Raw genomic sequence first — 17,712 nt, 5'->3', positions numbered from 1 at the left:
ATGTCCGGCCCCTCGCGCAGGTGGTTGCACTCGGCAGCTCCACTTTGGCACAGCTTGGCCTACGCGGTGTAGGATCCCCGGATCCTGATCCTTGTGCCAGAGATACCCGTTGCCAGGGGGAGGCGTCCATACCATCTAACAAAATGAGCTTACGGAGGCTGTTAACTTCAAGTGACTTTTCTTCTGTTCGTGCCGTGGGGTCGGGTCAAAAACAGGACGGGTGATCGTGGATACGACCACGACAAATATCGCCAGCCGCTGCATGCCAACGGCATCAGCACCGAGATTGCTCGCCGCGGCGAGCCGCATGGCAGCGGCCTTGGCAAAACCCGCTGGATCGTCGAACGCACCCATCGCCTGGCTGCACAACCTCAAGCAATTGCGCGTTCGCTTTGACCGCCTCGCCATCATTCACGAAGCCTTCCTGAAAATTGCTTGTTGCATCATCTGCTGGCGGCACCTCAGGAAGTCATTTTGTTGGATGCTCTAGGCGGCCTGCTCGCACTGGCAGGGGTAGTGGTGCTCTGCCACCAGGCTTTGGGCCATCGGCGTCGATTTCCTACCCTGAGAGGCTAAATTCGCATCTCCGCGTCGAATACAAAAGGGAGCCGCGCGGGCTCCCTTCGTGCTACATGCCGGTTCCGGCTTACAGCGCGGCGGCGTCCTTCAGCTTCTTCAGCGGGCGCACCTTCACCTTAACGGTGGCCGGCTTGGCCGCGAACCACTGGTCCTCACCGGTGAACGGGTTCTTGCCGAAGCGCTTTTTGGTCGCCGCCACTTGCAGGGCAGTGATCTTGAACAGGCCAGGGAGCGTGAACTCGCCCGCACCCTTCTTGTGCACCGCGCTCAGGACCGTGTTTTCCAGATGTGCCAGCACGGTCTTGACGGTCTTGGCGTCCAGCTCGGTCTGGGCGACCAGATGGGCCAGCAAGCTCGCCTTGGTGAAGGTTTCCTTCAGCGGTTTCGCTACCGGTGCGGCCGCCTTCGTGGCAGGTGCCGCTGCCTTCTTGGCTGCTGGCTTGGCCGGGGTCTTTACGACAGCTTTCGCTTTGGTTGCCATGGATTCTTCTGTGATCTAGTTATTCGTTGATATGTCGCCGTGGAGGCGTTCGTGAGAATAGCAAATTCCATGAGGTGTGTGCGACTGAGTGAAACCAACGACTACAACTGCGCGGCGATGGTAGCCCTGATTCGGTCGCAGGTTCGCGTGCTGGCCAGTCCAAGCAGCTTGCTGACTTCATCCCGGCTGTGGCCGGCAAGTAGCTGACGCCGGGAGTACGTGTTGCGCAGCACCCGCGGGCTCATGTCTTCGTCTTCGAAATCGATGGCCAAGAGCGCCGCTCGCACAATCTTGCCAAGGCTCATATCAGTGATCGGCCCGCCGCTGGCCCTCAGTGAGAAGACGAGGTCGCCGGCGACCGGCAGTGTCCGGCGGCGAACGTGCCATTCAGCCAGGATCGGCACCGCGAAGGACCCGATGGGGACCGTGCGGGTGTCGCGCGCGCCATGGGCTGGCACGCGCAGAAAGGGTGCGGATGTACCGGGCTGCAGATCCTCCCGCCGGGCCGTGCGCGCTTCTGCTGCGGTGACGCCGGTGGCTAGGAAGAATGCCACGATGGCACGGCTTCGCAAGACAGCGAGATCGTCGCCGTCGTGCGACTGGATCCATGCTTGCAGCCGGGCGTTGGCGTCCTCGGGCAGGTAGATAGGGTCCGGCTCGTCCTTCGGCCAACGGCCATCCCGCACCAGCTGATTGGCTGGGTTGCTCTCGCGCACGCCCACGGCAACCAGATGCCGGCAAAGCCGGTCCAGCAGCTTCAGAGAACGCATGCGCGTGGCGGTGCTATAACCGAGTGCGTCCGGCGATTGCCAGAATTTGAGCGCGGTAAGCCATCAATGGAAGCCGCGTTCGCGACCTAGAGCGCTCGGCGACAAGCCGCCTAGGACCAGTTCGTGGATTGCCATCAGCGTCCCAAGGTCGAGTTCCTTGGGGTCAACCGCTCCGAAATGGTCGACCCACTTTCTGAAGAGGTCGGCTTGATCTTGGGAATATGTTGCATCGTTATTTCCTATCGGATTGGGCAAGATTTCCTCCTTTCATTAGCATTCGCCAAAACAGAGATTGCATCATCTTGGCGACAGGGATGATGAATGTGTGATGTGTGAAGTCAGAATCAAGGCGATTACGAGTCGGAATGCACGTTGTCTTCGGCACCTATCGAGCAAGAAATTCGAGTGCCTTGGGCACAAAGTCGGCGTGGTATTGGAAGATGCCCCCATGGCCGGAATCGGGGTAGATGATTAGGCTGCTGTTCGGCAGGCGCTGCGCAAGGTCTTGCGAGTTCTTGCTTGGCACCATCCGGTCGCTGTCGCCATTGACAACGAAGACCGGGACCTTCACGACCGACAGATCCGCTGGCCCTTTCAACCCCCAGATGCGCAGTGCCTCCAACTGAGCCAGGAACGCGGTGACGCTGATCTCCTTGTCGCGGTCCTCCGAGCGCTCCTTCAGACGCTCTAGGAATGCCTTGCCAGCCTCGATGCCGTTTGGCGTGCGGGTGAAGAACAGGTACTGCTTCGGATCCTGGCCGGTGAAGAAGCCTCGCGCCATATCGTAGAACGTCACGCCGGAAACCGTGCTGATGCCTTCACCGCCAGCGGGCCCGGTGCCCGCGAGAATCATTCTGCGAGCGATCTGCGGCTCCTTCAGCGCGATTTCCTGGGCGATCATCCCGCCCATCGAGAAACCGAAGAGGTCTACTTGCTTGAAGCCCATAGCTTTAATGAAGGCAATGGCGTCATCAGCCATCTCTTCAATCGAGCTCGACGGTGTGCCACTGGAAGCTCCCACCCCGCGATTATCGAAAGTGACAACGTGATGTGCGGCCGCAAAACCTTCAATAACCCGAGGATCCCAGTTGTCCAGTACAGCGGCCAGATGGGTGAGAAACACCACCGGCGTGCCGCCGTGCTGCCTGCCGAGTTCCCGGTATGCGAAGTCCACTCCGCCAGCCGTGATCGTCTGCGTTGGTACGGTCTTCCAATTGACCTCCTGTGCCTGTTCCAGCGGCGGTGGGCTCATCCGCGCTCCGTCTGCCGGGGTATCAGCGGCCCCCGCTTTCGATGAAATGAGTGTTGCTGCCAGAGCGAGTCCGAGCAGGCTTGTCTTCAGTAGATGACGCATTGCACTGATCTCCAAGATTTGGGCGTCCTTAACTGAGCGATTGGCGGCTACCGCCAATCCGCACCTCGAGCATAGAAGTCAGCGCCTTGTGCGAGAACGCGGTAGGGTGTCCAGAGCACATGCGCCGAGATTACCAAGCAGTGAAAGAAATGAAAAAGGGGGGGATGACAATCAAGCCCGCATCCGCTTGGTGCGATAGTTGCCCCAACTGCTGGTCACCAGGCTCTTGAGAAAGGCCACCAGACCGCTTTCGTTTGGACGGGGGTTACTGCCCTCGGCAATGCGCTTGAGTTGGCGGGTGTACCAGAGGACCTCCATGATTCCCATGCGATCCACCGGTTTGATACCTGTGGTGATCGGCCGCACGCGCTGCGTGCTATCGCGACCTTGCAGCAACGCAGCCGGCGCATCGGGATCGATCGCCAACAGCCGTGCAAGGCCGACGATGTCGAGTGCACCGGAGCGTAGTGCGGCGTTCATGCCGTCGGCAGTACGGAAACCGCCGGTGACCATCAGCGGTACCTGGACCTCCGCACGCACTTTCTCCGCGAACTCCAGGAAGTAAGCTTCGCGCGCTGCAGTCGAGGCTTTTTGCGGTTGTTGGAAGGCCCCGCTCATGGCCGGTGCCTCGTAGGTGCCGCCGGAAATCTCGATCAGGTCAATGCCCGCTTCGACGAGCGCCCGGATTGTGGCCATCGATTCCTCTTCGGTGAATCCGCCGCGCTGGAAGTCGGCCGAATTAAGCTTGATGCCCACCGGGAAATCCGCGCCGACCTGGCGACGAATCTCTGCATAGACTGCCATCACAAAGCGGCGCCGGTTCTCCGCAGTCCCCCCCCATTCGTCATTGCGATGGTTGTGATGGGGCGACAGAAACTGGCTGATCAGATAGCCATGGGCACCATGGATCTGTACGCCGCTGAAGCCGGCTTTCTTGCAGATGCCGGCGCTGCGTCCGAAGCGCTGGATGATCTCGTGGATCTCCGCAGTATCGGCTTCTCGCGGTGTCTCAAAGAACGCCGCCATATCTTCACGAAATGGGATGGCCGATGGCGAGAGATTACTGGCGTTCAGCCCCTTGGGCGATTGCTTTCCGGGGTGGTTCAGCTGCACCCACAGGGATGCTCCCTGATCTGTGGCTGCGCGGGCCCATTGCTGCAGGATGAGTAGGTCGGACTCGTCTTCGATCACGACGTTGCCGGGCTCGCCTAGCGCTCGGCGATCGATCATTACGTTGCCGGTCAGGAGCAGACCAATGCCTGAAGTAGCCCAGCGCCGGTAGAGCTCGACGAGCTTTGGCGTCGCATGGTTGTCGTAGGTGCCCAGCGTTTCGCTCATGGACGATTTGGCGAGGCGGTTGCGGAGCATGCCGCCATTGGGCAGGCGCAAGGGCTGATTCAGCAGGTTAGCGTTAGATGTGGACGGGTTGGACATGAGGAGTACTCGAAAGAGAGCGTGCAAGGGGGGATTTCGCTGGAATGTGGGACATCGCGCGCTCGGCCAGCGCGGTGATGGTCAGACTCGGGTTCACGCCAAGGTTGGCGCTGAGCATCGAGCCGTCGCAGACCAGCATGTTTTGATATCCAAAGACGCGGTTTTGAACGTCTATCACGCCGCGCTCGGGAGAGTCCGCCATCGCGCAGCCGCCCATGCAGTGCGCCGTGGTGGGAATGTTGAAAAGAATCTCGGTCAGCAGGGTCGTGGGGATGCCGCCCAACGCCTTTGCTCCCTTTTCCACAAAGGCATTTGCCTCAGGGATGAAGGTGGGGATCGGGTCGCCTTCGGTACACAGCTGCCTTGTAAACGGCCAATACCAGCGGCGCTTGAACTGCATGCTGATAAACGCATCCACCGTCTGCATCACCACGAACAAGACGGTCTGCCGCGCGAAGCCGAAAGGGTTGTGCACACGCACCGCGTTGACGGGATGCGTCAGCAGAGTCCACAGCCACGAAAGAATCCTTGTCCATCCCGCGCGGCCACCGGACAACAGCGTCATCATCAGGCCTGTCGCATCCGAGCCTTCCGGATAGCGTACCGCCCCGATGTGTGTACGCTCGTCGATATAGACTCCTGCGCCCCCGGCCACGCCTGGCGACATGCTTTTATCTTTGGCCGGAAAGCGCACGCCAACAAGAGACTCAGCATTGGTGCGCACGCGCTTGCCGAGGTCATTGCTAATGCGTGGCAAAGAGCCCCTCTGCCTCAGCCGGAACAACAAATCCATCGTGCCCAATGAAGACGCCGAAAATACAACGCCGCGACAGCGGAAGACGCGCCGCTGCTTCTCGAACCATGCGGTCGAGCGCTCGGTGAAGACCTCATAGCCGTCGCTGCCGTCTTCTTTGCCGTTGAGCGGACGCACGTCCACCACTTTGGTTTCGGCAATGACTTGTGCACCCCGTTTTTCTGCGAAGTAGAGGTAGTTCTTGTCGAGCGTGTTCTTGGCGTTATGCTTACAACCCACCATGCAGCCACCGCAACCGATGCAAGTCCCCCGTTCGGGGCCTTCACCACCGAAATACGGATCAGGATAGGTTTGGCCGCCTGGTTCGCCATTTGGTGCAAATAAGGTCGCGACGCGGCCGCTGTGAAATGTGTTGCCCACGCCCTGCAAGTCGGCCATCTTCTTGAGTCGCAGGTCAGCCTCGCCAAGAAGCTTGTTTTCGGTCACACCCAGCATCCGCTCCGCCATCGCGTAATACCGCGGCATGATGTGCTTCCAATCCTGCAGGCCGGCCCAGGAACCCTCATCCCATACGCTGTCGGGGGGAACCAGCAAGGCGTTGGCATAGGTGATGGACCCTCCGCCAACCGCATTGCCGCTCAACACCATGACGTGGCGGAACAGCCGCATGTTGTAAAAGCCGTACATCTTCATGCCCGGCAGCCACATCCAGCGCCGTGCGTCCCAGTTGGTCTTGGGAAAATCTTCAGCCCTCCAGCGCTTACCCATCTCAATGACGCCAACGGAATAGCCCTTTTCGGTCAGTCGGCAGGCCGACACGCTGCCGCCGAAACCAGAGCCAATCACGATGTAGTCGAAGTCGTAGGAGGCGTTCATTTCGAACACCTTAAGCCTGCAGTGGAGGTGCCCCCAACGCGCGCTGCTGCGTCCGAGATGCTCATGGTTCGTCTCCTTTCTATTGGTATGGTGTTTCGTAGTGGCGAAGCCGGGCGTCTGATTCAGAGACAGTTGGCTTGGCGGTGGACAGGCTTCTTCCTAGCTCGCCGGCCAATGGCAATCTCGTGCTCTTGCAGGCGTCTGATTCACGAGGAACTTCATTCGTCGCTGGTCCACGAAGGACTCACTGCCATAGGAGTTCCAGCGCCTTGGGGACGAAGTCGGCGCGATGTTGGAAGAAGCCCCCATGTCCTACGTCTCGGTGGATGGTGAGAGTCGTGCATGGACAATTCAATCCGCCGCACGGGCGAGATGCGCACGCACCGCCTCCAGCACCAACTCGGACAGCGGTTCTTCGTCGACTGCACGCGCCAGCACCACTGCCCCAATCATCGTGGCGGTGATCGCCAAGGCGCGCTTATGCGCACCGGGCTGACCCCAGTCGGCCGATTGGCGGGAAACGACGTCGATCATTTCTTTGATGCGCCGCGTAATTGCACGTCGCACCGCCGGCGCCTGACGTGGCATCTCCGATCCCAAGGCTGCGATCGGGCAGCCTAAATCCGGGTTCTTCACGTGCTCTTCAGACAGATAGGCGCGCAGCAGTGCCTGCTGGGATTGCTCGGCGGCCACTGCTGCCGTCATGCGCAAAAAGGTGGCGATGGCATCGGCACCTGCGCGGTCCGCTAACTCGGCCAGCATGGCCTCGCGCGAGGCGAAATGCACGTAGAACCCGCCGTGGGTAAGGCCTGCCTGCCTCATGATGTCGGCGATGCCGATGCCGTCATAGCCACAGCGGCGGATCGCGCGTGCACCAGCTTCGACGATGCGCTCGTGTGTGGCTTCCTTGGAACGGGTCGTGGATCGTTTCATATGAAGTTCATCAGCGATGAGTTTCTGGTCGCTAGCCCTCGGATCTCAATTGCGCGCCCGCAGGCGCCGCGTGCGAAAGGTGCCCCAGCCGCTGTTGAGCGGAGACTTCAAGAACGCTGACAGCCCATCCTCGTCGGGGCGCGGATCTCTACCTCTTGCAACGCGCTTGAGCCGATTGCGCACCACGCCGCCATTGGTCAACCGCAACGGCTGGTTGGGCAGGGCTGTTTCCATGGGGCTTAGAACGCGGTGCGGTCATATGGGGAGACGATTTTCGGCGGCTGCAGAAATGCTGTCAGACCCTGGAACCACATCACCTCTTGGAAATCGCCGCTGATGATCAAGTCCTTGCTGCCCAGGCCCCTGAGGAACGCTGCCTGGCTGTCTTTGGCCGAAAGGATCGCGAAGCCTTTCACGGCATCCTTGAAGCTCAGGGTGAACTGGGGATTTGCCACCAGCCCTGCCGAGGACCGGATGGCGCCATCGCGGATGACGTAGTAGCGGCCGACACCGGAGACTGTGCGGATCTGAAACACCAGGTTCTTGCTCCCGACGTAACGCGTACAGTCGGGATTGTTTCTGATCTGTCGTTTCAGAAGCTGGGTGAACGCCCACAGCAGGAACTTGAACTTGAGCATGGCGAGGGCCTTTGGATGCTGAATCGTGAATTAGGGTCGAGGAGTGCCGTGGCTTTCACTCGTTCAAGAACCGCACTGCGTGATGCAGAAAGCGCTGCGGGCACTGGAACTGCGCAGCGTGACCGCAGTCCGGGTAGATGAACAACTGCGCATTCGGCAGGTTGCGGGCCATGTAGAACGAGTTGACGGTCGGGATCATCACGTCGTTCACGCCATTGAGGATGAAGGTGGGCTGCTGGATGCCGCGCAGGTAGGCAAAAGGGTCGTCTTCTGACCGTCTGGGCAGGTACAGCATGTTGGCCTCGATCTGCGCTTTGGCGACCTCCGGTGAGGAAGGCGGGTCTTGGTCGACGCGCTGATGACGGCGCTGCCAGAATTCGCGCGCGGCCTGCTCCGCTTGTGCCGATCGACCGAAGAACAGGTACAGGAAGTCTTCGAAGACGGGAACCGGCCGTGGGGCCGTGGTCAGCACCTGCGGCTCCATGTCGGGATTGCCGCCCCGCGGTCCGGTGCCAAGCAGCATCATCTTGCGCACCAGCTCGGGATGGCGCCAAGTCAGATCCAGCGCCTGGAATCCGCCCAACGAAAAGCCCAGAACGTCGATTTTCCGCAAGCCCAGCGCGCGAACGAAGTCCGCTGCGTCGTCGGCCATGTCCTCAATGCAGGTGCGCGGCTGTCCGCTGGACGAAGCAACGCCGCGGGCATTGAAGAGGATGACTTCTCGGCCTTCGGCAAGACCGTCCGTCATCAATGGGTCCCAGTGGTCCATGCCGCCACGAAAGTGCTGAATGAGTAGCAAAGCCGGCTGCGAAGAGTTGGTGTTACCCCAGCGGCGATAGGCGAATCGAGTACCGTCGACATCCACGAAGCGCGTGGGCGTGGTGATATGGGTGTCAGTCATGTGGTTACCTGTTGAGTGCCTGATGCGGGGAATTGGTCTGGTTACGGGAACCTCGCAGACTCACTGCCCGAGAAATGACAGCGCTTTGCGCACGGAGTGTCCTCTTGGTACTGGAGAACTCCCCCATGGCCAGCATCGGGGGCGATGACCAACCGGTTGTTCGGCAGAAGCTTGGCGAGGTCATACGAATTGCTGGTCGGAACCATCCGATCGTCATCGCCATTGGCCACGACTTGCGTCGATGTCGCAGTGCTCGTGCCGCCGTCCACTGCAATCGCATCGTTGCCTGCGGCGAACGGCGAAACAAGCGCCGCGGACAAGGCAAGGAGGCAAAGAACGGTTCTCAGCAAGTAAGGCATGGCGTGACTTTCGAGTAGGACAGAAGCCGCAACGATCAGGCTTGCGGCCGATAGCGCTCGGCCGCGTGTGCTTGTCGAATGTCAGACAGCAGTCCTTGACGCGCGCCATCCAGCGCATCCCAGCGTCCGGCCACGTGCAGTGGTGGGATCGTGACCAGTTCGCGGCGGTCGAAGCCGACCAGTGCCGCATCGACCAGTTCGCCAACTTCCATCACGTCGGTGAGCGTGTTGACGTCAATGCCGGCTCGCTCCCATATCTCCGTGCGCGTCGCTGCCGGCAGCACCGCCTGCACGTAGACGCCCTTGGGCGACAGCTCCAGGTTCAGGCCCTGCGACAGGAACAGCACAAAGGCCTTGGTGGCGCCGTAGATCGACATGCCGAACTCGGGGGCGAAACCCACCACCGAGCCAATGTTGACGATCGAGCCGGCACCAGACTGCACAAAGCGCGGAGCGACCGCAGCTGCGAGCCGCGTCAGCGCCGTCGTATTGAGCGTGATCAGGCGTTCGATACTCTCCGCAGTCTGCTGCGCGAAGCCGCCCGACTGAGCCATGCCAGCGTTGTTGATCAGGATGCCGATGCGAGCGTCGTCGCGCAGGCGAGTTTCGAGCGCAGCCAGGTCGGCGGGTTCGGTCAGATCGGCCTGCCGCACTTCGACGGCCACACCGCTGTCTTCATGCAGGCGCGATGCCAGGGCATCCAGGCGCGCCTTGTCGCGCGCAACAAGCACGAGGTCGTGGCCACGGCGGGCGAAGCGTTCAGCGTAGGTGGCACCGATGCCGCTCGAGGCGCCGGTGATGAGGACAGTCGAATTCGTGGTCATTGGTACTTTCCTTTGCAAAAGTCGTTCAGGCGAGGTCGCAAGCCTGAACGAGTGCCGTCTCGGATAGGCGTCAGGGCGTCGTGACTTGCGGCTGAATCAGGATTGATAGTCCAGACAATCCAGGAACAGCGCGGTATGGGCGACGAACAGTTCGGGGTACTGAAACTGCGAACCGTGTCCAGAGTTTGGATACAAGATCAACTGAGCGTTGGGGATATGCTGCTGCAGGGTGAAGGAGTTGATACTCGGCACCATGATGTCGTCTTGGCCGTTGACCACCAGCGTGGGTTGGGAGATCTCCTTCAGGTAGGCGTATCGTTCGCCTCGCGGCTGGGTCCACTCGATGATGGCGGCCACTTGGCCCTTCAGGGCCTCGACAGAGGACTGCGGATCGGCGTCCTGGCGCTCGGTGCGCCGTTTCCAGAACGCGCGGCCGGCGGCTTGACTGGTCTGCGACGGTGCGAAAAACAGATACAAGAAGTCCTCCTCGGTGGGCACCGGATTGCCCGCAATCTGCATTACGTGCCGATCGGGGTTTGATTCTCCGTTACGCGGCCCAGTGCCGACTAGCGCAAGCCGGCGCACAAGTTCGGGGTAGCGATGTGTGAGGCTCTGTGCGACGAAGCCGCCGATGGAAAAGCCGAGCACATCCACCAACGGCACGCCAAGCGCCTTCACGAAGCTGGCGATACCGTCGGCCATGCCATCGATGGTGGTAGCCGGCTCGCCCCCAGAACTTGCCACGCCTGCATAGTTGACCAGGATGACCGGGCGTCCTCTGGCCAGGCCGTCGGTGACGAGCGGGTCCCAGTTGTCCATGCCGCCACGGAAGTGCTGCAGGAACACCAGCGGCGTTCCAGTCTCGGCGCCAAAGCGCCGATAGGCGAAACTAACCCCGTTCGCCTCAATGAACTGCGTAGGCGCCGTGAGGTGGGTATGAGTCGTCATGTGATCCTCGTTCCAAGAAAAGGCCAGATCGGGGACCAACCGCACGGTCCCCCACGCGAGCGCCAGACGTCAGCCGGAGATGGTCGGGTAGTCGATGTAACCTGCAGCGCCGCCGCCATAGAGCGTGGCCGGGTTGAGCTGCGCCAGCGGTGCGCCGGCCTTCAGGCGTTCGACCAAATCGGGGTTGCTGATGAACGGACGGCCGAAGGCAAACAGGTCTGCCTTGCCCTCGTTGAGCCGGGCGGTGGCGAACTCCAGGCCGTAGCCGTTGTTGGCCAGGTAGGTCTGCTTGAAACGGCGGCGCAGTACGTCGTAGTCGAACGGGGTGACATCGCGCGGGCCACCGGTCGCACCTTCGACCACGTGCAGGTAGACGATGCCCAGCGCGCTGAGCTGCTCGACGATGTAGTCGTACTGCGGCTGCGGATCGCTGCTGGAGATGCCGTTTGCCGGCGACACAGGGGAGATGCGCACGCCAGTGCGGTCGGCACCGATCTCTTTCGCCACGGCGCCGACAACTTCCAGCATCAGGCGCGCACGATTCTCGATCGAGCCGCCGTAGGCGTCGGTGCGCTGGTTGGCCCCATCCTTGATGAACTGCTCCAGCAGGTAGCCGTTGGCACCGTGGATCTCCACGCCGTCGAAGCCAGCGGTAATGGCGTTGGCCGCAGCTTGGCGAAAGTCGTTGACGATACCCGGTAACTCGCTGATTTTGAGGGCGCGTGGCTCGGACACGTCGGTAAACCCGTTGTTGACAAAGGTTTTAGTCGCCGCGCGGATGGCCGAAGGCGCGACTGGTGCAGTGCCGCCAGGTTGGACGTCAACGTGCGAAACGCGGCCCACATGCCAGAGCTGCACGAAGATGCGCGCACCCTTGGCGTGCACAGCGTCCGTGACCTTGCGCCAGCCGGCGATTTGCTCGGGCGTGTACAGGCCCGGGGTGTTCTGATAGCCCTGGGCCTGAGCCGACACTTGGGTGGCCTCGCTGATGATCAGGCCGGCTGAGGCGCGCTGGGCGTAATAGGTCGCGGCGAGTTCGCTGGGCACCAGTCCGGCGCCCGCACGGTTGCGGGTTAGCGGCGCCATGACGATGCGATTGGCGAGCGTCAGACCGCCCAGGACGTACGGTTCGAAAAGCGTTTTCTCGGTCATGTTGTTTCAGCTTCCGGTGGTAGGAGTTGTATTAATGATGACGAGCATAATCTAAAATGTCAATATTTTGATGACGATCGACATCAATGTATAGTAGAGTCTTCATGCGGGCATAAACCCATTGCGGACGGGAAATGAAGGTCACCAAGGCACAGGCGCAGGCCAACCGAGCACATGTTGTCGAGACGGCGTCCACGCTGTTTCGGCAGCGCGGCTACGATGGCGTTGGCGTTGCCGATCTGATGGCCGCTGCTGGCTTCACCCATGGTGGCTTCTACAAACACTTCCGCTCCAAGGCCGACCTGATGGCGGAATCGGCAGCCTGCGGCATAGCACAGACCGCTGCGCTGACCGCGGGTGTGGACACGTTGGAGTTCGTGCAGCTTTATCTCTCGCGTGAGCACCGCGACAGCCGTGCGACCGGCTGCACGATGGCTGCGCTGGGCGGGGAGGCTGTGCGTCAACCGGAAGCGGTCCGGGCTACCTTTGCGGCTGGCATCGAGAGCCTGCTGGCTGCGCTGAGCCGCGATGGGTTTCCGTTGGACGGTGCAGACTCAGGGCAGGCGCGTGCCAAGTCCCTCGACATGCTGGCCCACGCGGTCGGCGCCATTGTCATGTCGCGCGCGTGCCCGGACGATTCGCCGCTGGCCGATGAAATTCTGGTGGTTTGCCGCGACGAGATTCTCGCGTCACTGAGCCGGTCCGCGACAGCGCGCGTACCTGAGTGCAATGACGGTAACGACACCTCCTCCAAGCCGGTGTGACGTGGGTACGGACGGCCGACTAAAAGGCGTCGCGAGAGCGGTGGAGTTGGTGTCCTGTCTCCGCGCCATCGCGCTGCGCGCCGGTCTGGCGTTGATGGCTCTCGACTGGCCAGGGCGCTACCCGCTTCGATCGCTTCTCCGTGTTGCACATACCCAGTCATCCAATCTGTGAGAAAGGAATGCCCATGTCATCATGCATCGCCAGGCGGCCACGCGCTGGCCAGGTAGCGTTAACCGTTGAAGCCATGGCAACGCTTCGTTTCAAACAAGCGGCCGGCGTCGCTCTGATCCTCGCCGCAGCGCTCGCGGCACCGCCGGTGCGGGCCGGCGATGCTTCGCCCGCTGGCCTGTGGAAGAACGTTGACGACGTCAGCGGCAAGCCGCGCGCGCTGATCCGCATCACTGAATCGAATGGAACGCTGCAGGGCAAAATAGAGAAAGTGTTTCCCGCCCCGAGCGAAGACCCGAATCCGAAGTGTGACAAATGCGAGGGTGCAAACAAGAATGCGTCGGTCATCGGCCTGGTCATCCTGAGTGGCCTGAAGAAGGAAGGCGAAGAGTATGTCGGCGGCCAGATTCTTGATCCCGACAACGGCAAGGTCTATCGCAGCAAGGTTCGCCTGGCCGACGATGGCAAGACGCTCAGCGTGCGCGGCTACATTGGCGTGCCAATGCTGGGCCGCTCGCAGACCTGGGGGCGTCAGGAATGAGAGCGACCATGAAAGCATTTCTTCTCGATCGGTACGGAAAAAAGCGCTCGTTGCGTTGCGCGGAGGTACCGAGCCCGATGCTGGGTGAGGATGAGGTCATGGTCGAGGTCCATGCGGCAGGCGTGAATTTGCTGGATTCCAAGATCAGGGACGGAGAGTTTAAGCTGATCCTCCCCTATCGCTTGCCTCTTGTCCTGGGCCACGACGTGGCCGGCGTCGTAGTCAAGGTCGGCTCTCGCGTCCGGCAGTTCAAGCCGGGCGATGAAGTCTATTCCCGGCCTGATGATTTCCGCATCGGCGCCTTCGCCGAGTACATCGCGGTCAAGGAAGCGTCTTTGGCGATCAAGCCCAAGGCGCTGAGTATGGAGGAAGCCGCATCGATCCCTCTGGTGGGGCTGACGGCATGGCAAGCGTTAATCGAGAAGGCCAATCTGAAGAAAGGGCAGAAGGTATTCATTCAAGCGGGTTCTGGTGGCGTAGGCACATTTGCGATCCAGTTGGCCAAGCATGTTGGCGCCACTGTAGCCACCACCACGAGCAGCGCCAACACCGACCTGGTAAGAGGCCTCGGGGCAGACGTCGTCATCGATTACAAGAAAGACGATTTCGAGAATGTACTGCAGGGCTACGATGTGGTCCTCCACAGCCAAGACGCAACGGCGCTGGAGAAATCTCTGCGCGTCCTTAAGCCCGGCGGGGCACTCATCTCGATCTCTGGACCTCCCGATCCTGCTTTCGCAAGTGGAATCGGAGCACCGTGGTTCGTGAGATTGGCTGTTCGTCTTCTGAGTTACGGAGTCCGGAAGCGGGCGATACGTCGTGACCTGAAATACTCATTCCTTTTCATGAAGGCCAGCGGACGCCAGTTGAGCGAGATCACTTCACTGATTGATGCCGGCGCCATACGGCCGGTAATGGATCGGGTCTTTTCCTTCGACGAGACCAACGAGGCCATGGCCTATGTCGAGAAGGGCCGAGCTAGGGGAAAGGTCGTCGTCCAGGTCAGATAGGCGCCATCACACGTTGGTTCTTTTTCGACCCTGCTCCACTGCATGGATGACCAGCCGGGGCGCAGAAGCCGCATGCCGCCAGCGCATGCCAAGAACTGATGCGATCCTACATTGTTCAGTGCCAACCAAGCGACCAGACATGCCCCACCTCCTGCTTGATGTGAATGAAAGCTATGCACTCGCGGACAAGCAGCGTCTTGCGAATGCGCGCTCGCAGACCTACACCTACGCCTGGATGATGAGCGTGGACATCCGGCGTATCAGCCTTGTCGCCAGGGATCCGGGAGAGGGCACCGTCTGGCGCACGATCGAAGGAGGCGATGCGTAGACCAAGCGGTTCGCCCCCTGGCAACAGCATCCTCAAATGTCGACGCCATACAAAGAGCTTCTGGCCATTTTTGGCGACCCGTGGTTCGAGTCGCTTGAACCGGCGTCGCAAGAGGTATTGCTAGCGCAAGGGCGCCCATTTCGTGTCAGAAGCGGCGAGTTCGTTGTGCGCAAGGGGGATCCGGCAAACGGATTCTTCGGCGTCGTGAGTGGCGCTCTCGCTGCCTCCTCGGTCCTTGAAGACGGGCGGCAGATGATTTTCGGCTTGCTCGAGCCGGGGGATTGGTGCGGCGAGGCATCGTCGCTCGACGGATTGCCCCGCACGCACGACATCCATGCCGTGCGCAACGCCGAAGTGCTGCACATCGCACCTCCACTGTTCGAGCAATTGATGCTGAATACCCGGTTCGCACGGGCGATTGCGGTCCTGCAGACGGCGCGCACCCGAGCCATGTTCAGTTTCTTCGAGGATGCGGCGCTTCGTAGCACGCGCGCTCGCGTCGTGCGGCGATTGCTCAGGCTGGCGCGCGGCGACGCCCCGGCCTTGCCCCGTTTCAGGCGGGTAATTCCCATCACACAAGAGACCCTCGCGATGATGCTGGGCCTCACCCGCCAGACCTTGTCCCTGGAGCTCAAGGCCCTGGCTGCGACGGGTGCACTGTCGCTGTCGTACGGCCGCATCGTCATCGAGTCGGAGCAAACGCTGAGCGCGCTCAGCGAGGCCTGATCACGGCTCTGCGGCGATTGACCTAGGACTTACCCGTGGAATGTCAGCTGCATTGCATTCGCACGTGCACGGCCATTCGTACCATGTGCAATCCTTCACCGCACTGGTTGACTCCCATGACTGAACGCGCAACATTTCGTAGCTTCCAAGAAAGCACGGCCCAAGATTGGAAAGCAATCGCGGGTGAGTTTCAATCATTCTCCCAAGGGCTAGCCGACCGAGTCCTTCATCACCTGAGTCTGCTTCGGGGCGACTTTGGCGGCTTTCCTATCGACCGGCTTGACCACTCCTTGCAAACTGCAACCCTGGCCTTGCGCGACGGTCGCGATGAAGCGTACGTGTGCTGCGCCTTGCTGCATGACATCGGCGATACCCTGGGAACCTTCAACCACCCGGACATTGCCGCAGCTGTGCTGAAGCCGTTCGTGAGCGAAGCCGATCACTGGATGGTTCAGAACCACGGGATCTTCCAGGGACATTACTTCTTCCATCATCTGGGCATGGACCGCGACATGCGCGAGCAGTTCGCCGGGCATCCGCACTACGACCGCACGGCGGAGTTCTGCGAGCTGTACGACAGCCCCGCCTTCGATCCGAAGGCTGAGACGTTGCCGCTGTCGGAGTTCGAGCCGATGGTGCGTCGCTTGTTCAAGCATCCCGTCAACAGCATTTACAAGAAAACGGCCGCGATGGCCGAGACCTGACGGGGCCGTGCGGACCGGTCCCGCTCGGCCCTGATGACCGATACGGCCCTTAAGTATAAGAAAAATGTTGGAGACCCACGATGAACCGAACGGCAAAACCCGCCCTGGCAAGTCCTATGGACCATGCGTATGAACTACGCAGGGAGAAGATGTACCGGAAGATCACGTGGCGGCTGGTTCCGCTGCTTTTCCTGGCCTACGTCATCTCGTATATCGACCGGATCAACGTCGGCTATGCCAAGCTGCAGATGAGCTCGGACCTGCACCTGACCGATTCCATCTACGGGCTCGGCGCGGGCATCTTCTTCGTCGGGTATGCGTTGTTTGAGGTGCCCAGCAATATCTTCTTGATGAGGATCGGTGCGCGCCTGACGATCATGCGCATCATGGTGTGCTGGGGCCTGGTCTCCGCGGCGACGATGTTTGTCACTACGCCCTTGCAGTTTTACATTGCACGCTTCCTGCTGGGGGCGTTCGAGGCTGGCTTCTTCCCGGGCATTGTGCTCTACCTGACCTTCTGGTTCCCGGCAGCGCGCCGCGCGCGCATCATCGCCTCGCTTATGAGCGCGACGGTGGTAGGCGGCCTCTTTGCTGGCCCGCTGTCGGGCTGGATCCTGCAGAATCTCGACGGATGGCACGGTCTTCGCGGCTGGCAATGGATGTTCCTGCTGGAAGGCCTGCCCTCTGCTTTTCTGGGTTTCGTTGTCTACGTCTGCCTCTCCAACTCGCCTGAAGAGGCCAAGTGGCTGTCGGAGGACGAGAAGCGAATGATCTGCGTCGAACTGCCCAAGGACGCTGCCCCTCACGCCTCGACGCCGGCGCTGGAGGCCGCGGGTGCCGCACTGCGCGACCCCAAGGTCTACCTGCTGTCTTTCCTGTACTTCGCGGCCGTTTGCGGCGGCACCACCCTGAGTTTCTGGATGCCTACGATGATCCAGAGCTTGGGTGCAAAGAGCATGCAGATCATTGGACTGATCTCCGCCGTGCCTTACGCATTCGCGGCCCTGGCCATGATCCTGTACGGCCGCCATTCGGACAAGCGAGCCGAGCGTCGCTGGCACTACGCCGTGGCGGTTGCCATCGGCGGGGTGGGGCTGGCGCTCACAAGCTGGACCGGTGCCTACATGTGGCTGTCGGTAGCGTTGATCGCGATCGCGATTGCCGGCTCGGTGTCGGCGTTACCTGTCTTCTGGGCGGTGGCGACCGCCCAACTGTCCCGGCAATCGACTGCCGCAGGCATCGCGATCATCACCAGCTTAGGCAACCTGGCCGGGCTTGCGTGCCCGTACGTGCTAGGGGTGATCAAGCAATCCACCGGCAGCCTGACCGGCGGCCTGTTCCTGATCGCCGGCGTCATGCTCGCCGGCGCCTTCGTGATGATCAGCAGCGGGTCGATCCGCCCCCACGCTGATCATCAAGCGCTTCCGGTCGGGAAGATGCCGAATGCCTCCGCGCGCTGAACAATGA

Annotated in this window: 18 protein-coding genes and 2 pseudogenes; 8 read left to right on the top strand and 12 right to left on the bottom strand. The window is 61.0% G+C overall.

Annotated features, from left to right (window positions below; all coding sequences use genetic code 11):
- Window positions 1-219: 219 nt before the first annotated feature.
- A pseudogene (locus tag ACX12D_RS35050) lies at window positions 220-490 on the top strand (transposase); the annotation flags it as partial.
- A 156-nt stretch (window positions 491-646) separates the two neighbouring features.
- Here ACX12D_RS35050 and ACX12D_RS35045 read toward each other — a convergent pair.
- The 12 genes and pseudogenes from ACX12D_RS35045 to ACX12D_RS34990 all read right to left on the bottom strand — a co-directional run bounded on the left by ACX12D_RS35045 (window position 647) and on the right by ACX12D_RS34990 (window position 12,003).
- Window positions 647-1,060, bottom strand: a complete 414-nt coding sequence (locus tag ACX12D_RS35045; protein ID WP_459377228.1) for an HU family DNA-binding protein — start codon at window positions 1,058-1,060, stop codon at window positions 647-649.
- 101 nt (window positions 1,061-1,161) lie between these two features.
- Complete coding sequence (locus ACX12D_RS35040; RefSeq protein ID WP_459377227.1) at window positions 1,162-1,830, bottom strand: tyrosine-type recombinase/integrase; 669 nt, start codon at window positions 1,828-1,830, stop codon at window positions 1,162-1,164.
- Between the two features lie 385 nt (window positions 1,831-2,215).
- The gene (locus ACX12D_RS35035) at window positions 2,216-3,184 is read right to left on the bottom strand and encodes an alpha/beta fold hydrolase (RefSeq protein WP_441641269.1); all 969 of its coding nucleotides are present in this window, start codon (window positions 3,182-3,184) and stop codon (window positions 2,216-2,218) included.
- A gap of 171 nt (window positions 3,185-3,355) precedes the next feature.
- Window positions 3,356-4,618: an NADH:flavin oxidoreductase/NADH oxidase family protein gene (locus ACX12D_RS35030; protein WP_441641268.1), complete on the bottom strand. Its 1,263-nt coding sequence runs from the start codon at window positions 4,616-4,618 to the stop codon at window positions 3,356-3,358.
- Window positions 4,596-6,248 carry a GMC oxidoreductase gene (locus tag ACX12D_RS35025; protein ID WP_441641267.1) on the bottom strand — a complete coding sequence of 551 codons (1,653 nt, stop codon included), beginning with the start codon at window positions 6,246-6,248 and terminating at the stop codon, window positions 4,596-4,598. The genes ACX12D_RS35030 and ACX12D_RS35025 overlap by 23 nt, the downstream gene beginning before the upstream one ends.
- A 351-nt stretch (window positions 6,249-6,599) precedes the next feature.
- The gene (locus ACX12D_RS35020; protein WP_441641266.1) at window positions 6,600-7,181 is read right to left on the bottom strand and encodes a TetR/AcrR family transcriptional regulator; all 582 of its coding nucleotides are present in this window, start codon (window positions 7,179-7,181) and stop codon (window positions 6,600-6,602) included.
- Window positions 7,182-7,420: 239 nt separating this feature from the next.
- Window positions 7,421-7,819, bottom strand: coding sequence for a helicase (locus ACX12D_RS35015; protein WP_459377226.1), 399 nt, complete (start codon window positions 7,817-7,819; stop codon window positions 7,421-7,423).
- Between the two features lie 55 nt (window positions 7,820-7,874).
- The gene (locus ACX12D_RS35010; protein WP_459377225.1) at window positions 7,875-8,720 is read right to left on the bottom strand and encodes an alpha/beta fold hydrolase; all 846 of its coding nucleotides are present in this window, start codon (window positions 8,718-8,720) and stop codon (window positions 7,875-7,877) included.
- 60 nt (window positions 8,721-8,780) lie between these two features.
- A pseudogene (locus ACX12D_RS35005) lies at window positions 8,781-8,953 on the bottom strand (alpha/beta fold hydrolase); the annotation flags it as partial.
- 161 nt (window positions 8,954-9,114) lie between these two features.
- The gene (locus ACX12D_RS35000) at window positions 9,115-9,903 is read right to left on the bottom strand and encodes an SDR family NAD(P)-dependent oxidoreductase (protein ID WP_459377224.1); all 789 of its coding nucleotides are present in this window, start codon (window positions 9,901-9,903) and stop codon (window positions 9,115-9,117) included.
- A gap of 96 nt (window positions 9,904-9,999) precedes the next feature.
- Window positions 10,000-10,851: an alpha/beta fold hydrolase gene (locus ACX12D_RS34995; RefSeq protein ID WP_459377223.1), complete on the bottom strand. Its 852-nt coding sequence runs from the start codon at window positions 10,849-10,851 to the stop codon at window positions 10,000-10,002.
- A gap of 69 nt (window positions 10,852-10,920) precedes the next feature.
- Window positions 10,921-12,003 (bottom strand): alkene reductase, encoded by a 1,083-nt coding sequence (locus ACX12D_RS34990; protein ID WP_459377222.1) that lies wholly within the window; start codon window positions 12,001-12,003, stop codon window positions 10,921-10,923.
- A 134-nt stretch (window positions 12,004-12,137) separates the two neighbouring features.
- On the opposite strand from ACX12D_RS34990, the gene ACX12D_RS34985 reads away from it, so the two are divergent.
- The 7 genes from ACX12D_RS34985 (at window position 12,138) to ACX12D_RS34955 (ending at window position 17,705) form a co-directional block, all read left to right on the top strand.
- Window positions 12,138-12,767 (top strand): TetR/AcrR family transcriptional regulator, encoded by a 630-nt coding sequence (locus ACX12D_RS34985; protein ID WP_459377221.1) that lies wholly within the window; start codon window positions 12,138-12,140, stop codon window positions 12,765-12,767.
- 245 nt (window positions 12,768-13,012) lie between these two features.
- Window positions 13,013-13,477 (top strand): DUF2147 domain-containing protein, encoded by a 465-nt coding sequence (locus ACX12D_RS34980; RefSeq protein WP_459377409.1) that lies wholly within the window; start codon window positions 13,013-13,015, stop codon window positions 13,475-13,477.
- 8 nt (window positions 13,478-13,485) lie between these two features.
- Window positions 13,486-14,487, top strand: a complete 1,002-nt coding sequence (locus ACX12D_RS34975; RefSeq protein WP_459377220.1) for an NADP-dependent oxidoreductase — start codon at window positions 13,486-13,488, stop codon at window positions 14,485-14,487.
- Between the two features lie 139 nt (window positions 14,488-14,626).
- Window positions 14,627-14,815, top strand: coding sequence for a hypothetical protein (locus ACX12D_RS34970; protein WP_459377219.1), 189 nt, complete (start codon window positions 14,627-14,629; stop codon window positions 14,813-14,815).
- A gap of 36 nt (window positions 14,816-14,851) precedes the next feature.
- Complete coding sequence (locus ACX12D_RS34965; protein ID WP_441641255.1) at window positions 14,852-15,541, top strand: Crp/Fnr family transcriptional regulator; 690 nt, start codon at window positions 14,852-14,854, stop codon at window positions 15,539-15,541.
- Window positions 15,542-15,657: 116 nt separating this feature from the next.
- A complete protein-coding gene (locus ACX12D_RS34960; RefSeq protein ID WP_459377218.1) occupies window positions 15,658-16,245 on the top strand; it encodes an HD domain-containing protein in 588 nt (195 codons plus the stop codon).
- A gap of 80 nt (window positions 16,246-16,325) precedes the next feature.
- Window positions 16,326-17,705, top strand: a complete 1,380-nt coding sequence (locus ACX12D_RS34955) for an MFS transporter (protein WP_459377217.1) — start codon at window positions 16,326-16,328, stop codon at window positions 17,703-17,705.
- Window positions 17,706-17,712 lie beyond the last annotated feature (7 nt).

It is taken from the genome of Cupriavidus sp. PET2-C1 (assembly GCF_054515855.1).
The sequence above is the reverse complement of the archived record's forward strand: the minus strand, read 5'-3'. Positions and strand labels throughout refer to the sequence as shown.

What these genes read in the sequence shown, in the direction of transcription:
- ACX12D_RS35045 (WP_459377228.1), bottom strand. Translation starts at nt 1,060, where the DNA reads ATGGCAACCAAAGCGAAAGCTGTCGTAAAGACCCCGGCCAAGCCAGCA.
- ACX12D_RS35040 (WP_459377227.1), bottom strand. Translation starts at nt 1,830, where the DNA reads ATGCGTTCTCTGAAGCTGCTGGACCGGCTTTGCCGGCATCTGGTTGCC.
- ACX12D_RS35035 (WP_441641269.1), bottom strand. Translation starts at nt 3,184, where the DNA reads ATGCGTCATCTACTGAAGACAAGCCTGCTCGGACTCGCTCTGGCAGCA.
- ACX12D_RS35030 (WP_441641268.1), bottom strand. Translation starts at nt 4,618, where the DNA reads ATGTCCAACCCGTCCACATCTAACGCTAACCTGCTGAATCAGCCCTTG.
- ACX12D_RS35025 (WP_441641267.1), bottom strand. Translation starts at nt 6,248, where the DNA reads ATGAACGCCTCCTACGACTTCGACTACATCGTGATTGGCTCTGGTTTC.
- ACX12D_RS35020 (WP_441641266.1), bottom strand. Translation starts at nt 7,181, where the DNA reads ATGAAACGATCCACGACCCGTTCCAAGGAAGCCACACACGAGCGCATC.
- ACX12D_RS35015 (WP_459377226.1), bottom strand. Translation starts at nt 7,819, where the DNA reads ATGCTCAAGTTCAAGTTCCTGCTGTGGGCGTTCACCCAGCTTCTGAAA.
- ACX12D_RS35010 (WP_459377225.1), bottom strand. Translation starts at nt 8,720, where the DNA reads ATGACTGACACCCATATCACCACGCCCACGCGCTTCGTGGATGTCGAC.
- ACX12D_RS35000 (WP_459377224.1), bottom strand. Translation starts at nt 9,903, where the DNA reads ATGACCACGAATTCGACTGTCCTCATCACCGGCGCCTCGAGCGGCATC.
- ACX12D_RS34995 (WP_459377223.1), bottom strand. Translation starts at nt 10,851, where the DNA reads ATGACGACTCATACCCACCTCACGGCGCCTACGCAGTTCATTGAGGCG.
- ACX12D_RS34990 (WP_459377222.1), bottom strand. Translation starts at nt 12,003, where the DNA reads ATGACCGAGAAAACGCTTTTCGAACCGTACGTCCTGGGCGGTCTGACG.
- ACX12D_RS34985 (WP_459377221.1), top strand. Translation starts at nt 12,138, where the DNA reads ATGAAGGTCACCAAGGCACAGGCGCAGGCCAACCGAGCACATGTTGTC.
- ACX12D_RS34980 (WP_459377409.1), top strand. Translation starts at nt 13,013, where the DNA reads ATGGCAACGCTTCGTTTCAAACAAGCGGCCGGCGTCGCTCTGATCCTC.
- ACX12D_RS34975 (WP_459377220.1), top strand. Translation starts at nt 13,486, where the DNA reads ATGAAAGCATTTCTTCTCGATCGGTACGGAAAAAAGCGCTCGTTGCGT.
- ACX12D_RS34970 (WP_459377219.1), top strand. Translation starts at nt 14,627, where the DNA reads ATGCCCCACCTCCTGCTTGATGTGAATGAAAGCTATGCACTCGCGGAC.
- ACX12D_RS34965 (WP_441641255.1), top strand. Translation starts at nt 14,852, where the DNA reads ATGTCGACGCCATACAAAGAGCTTCTGGCCATTTTTGGCGACCCGTGG.
- ACX12D_RS34960 (WP_459377218.1), top strand. Translation starts at nt 15,658, where the DNA reads ATGACTGAACGCGCAACATTTCGTAGCTTCCAAGAAAGCACGGCCCAA.
- ACX12D_RS34955 (WP_459377217.1), top strand. Translation starts at nt 16,326, where the DNA reads ATGAACCGAACGGCAAAACCCGCCCTGGCAAGTCCTATGGACCATGCG.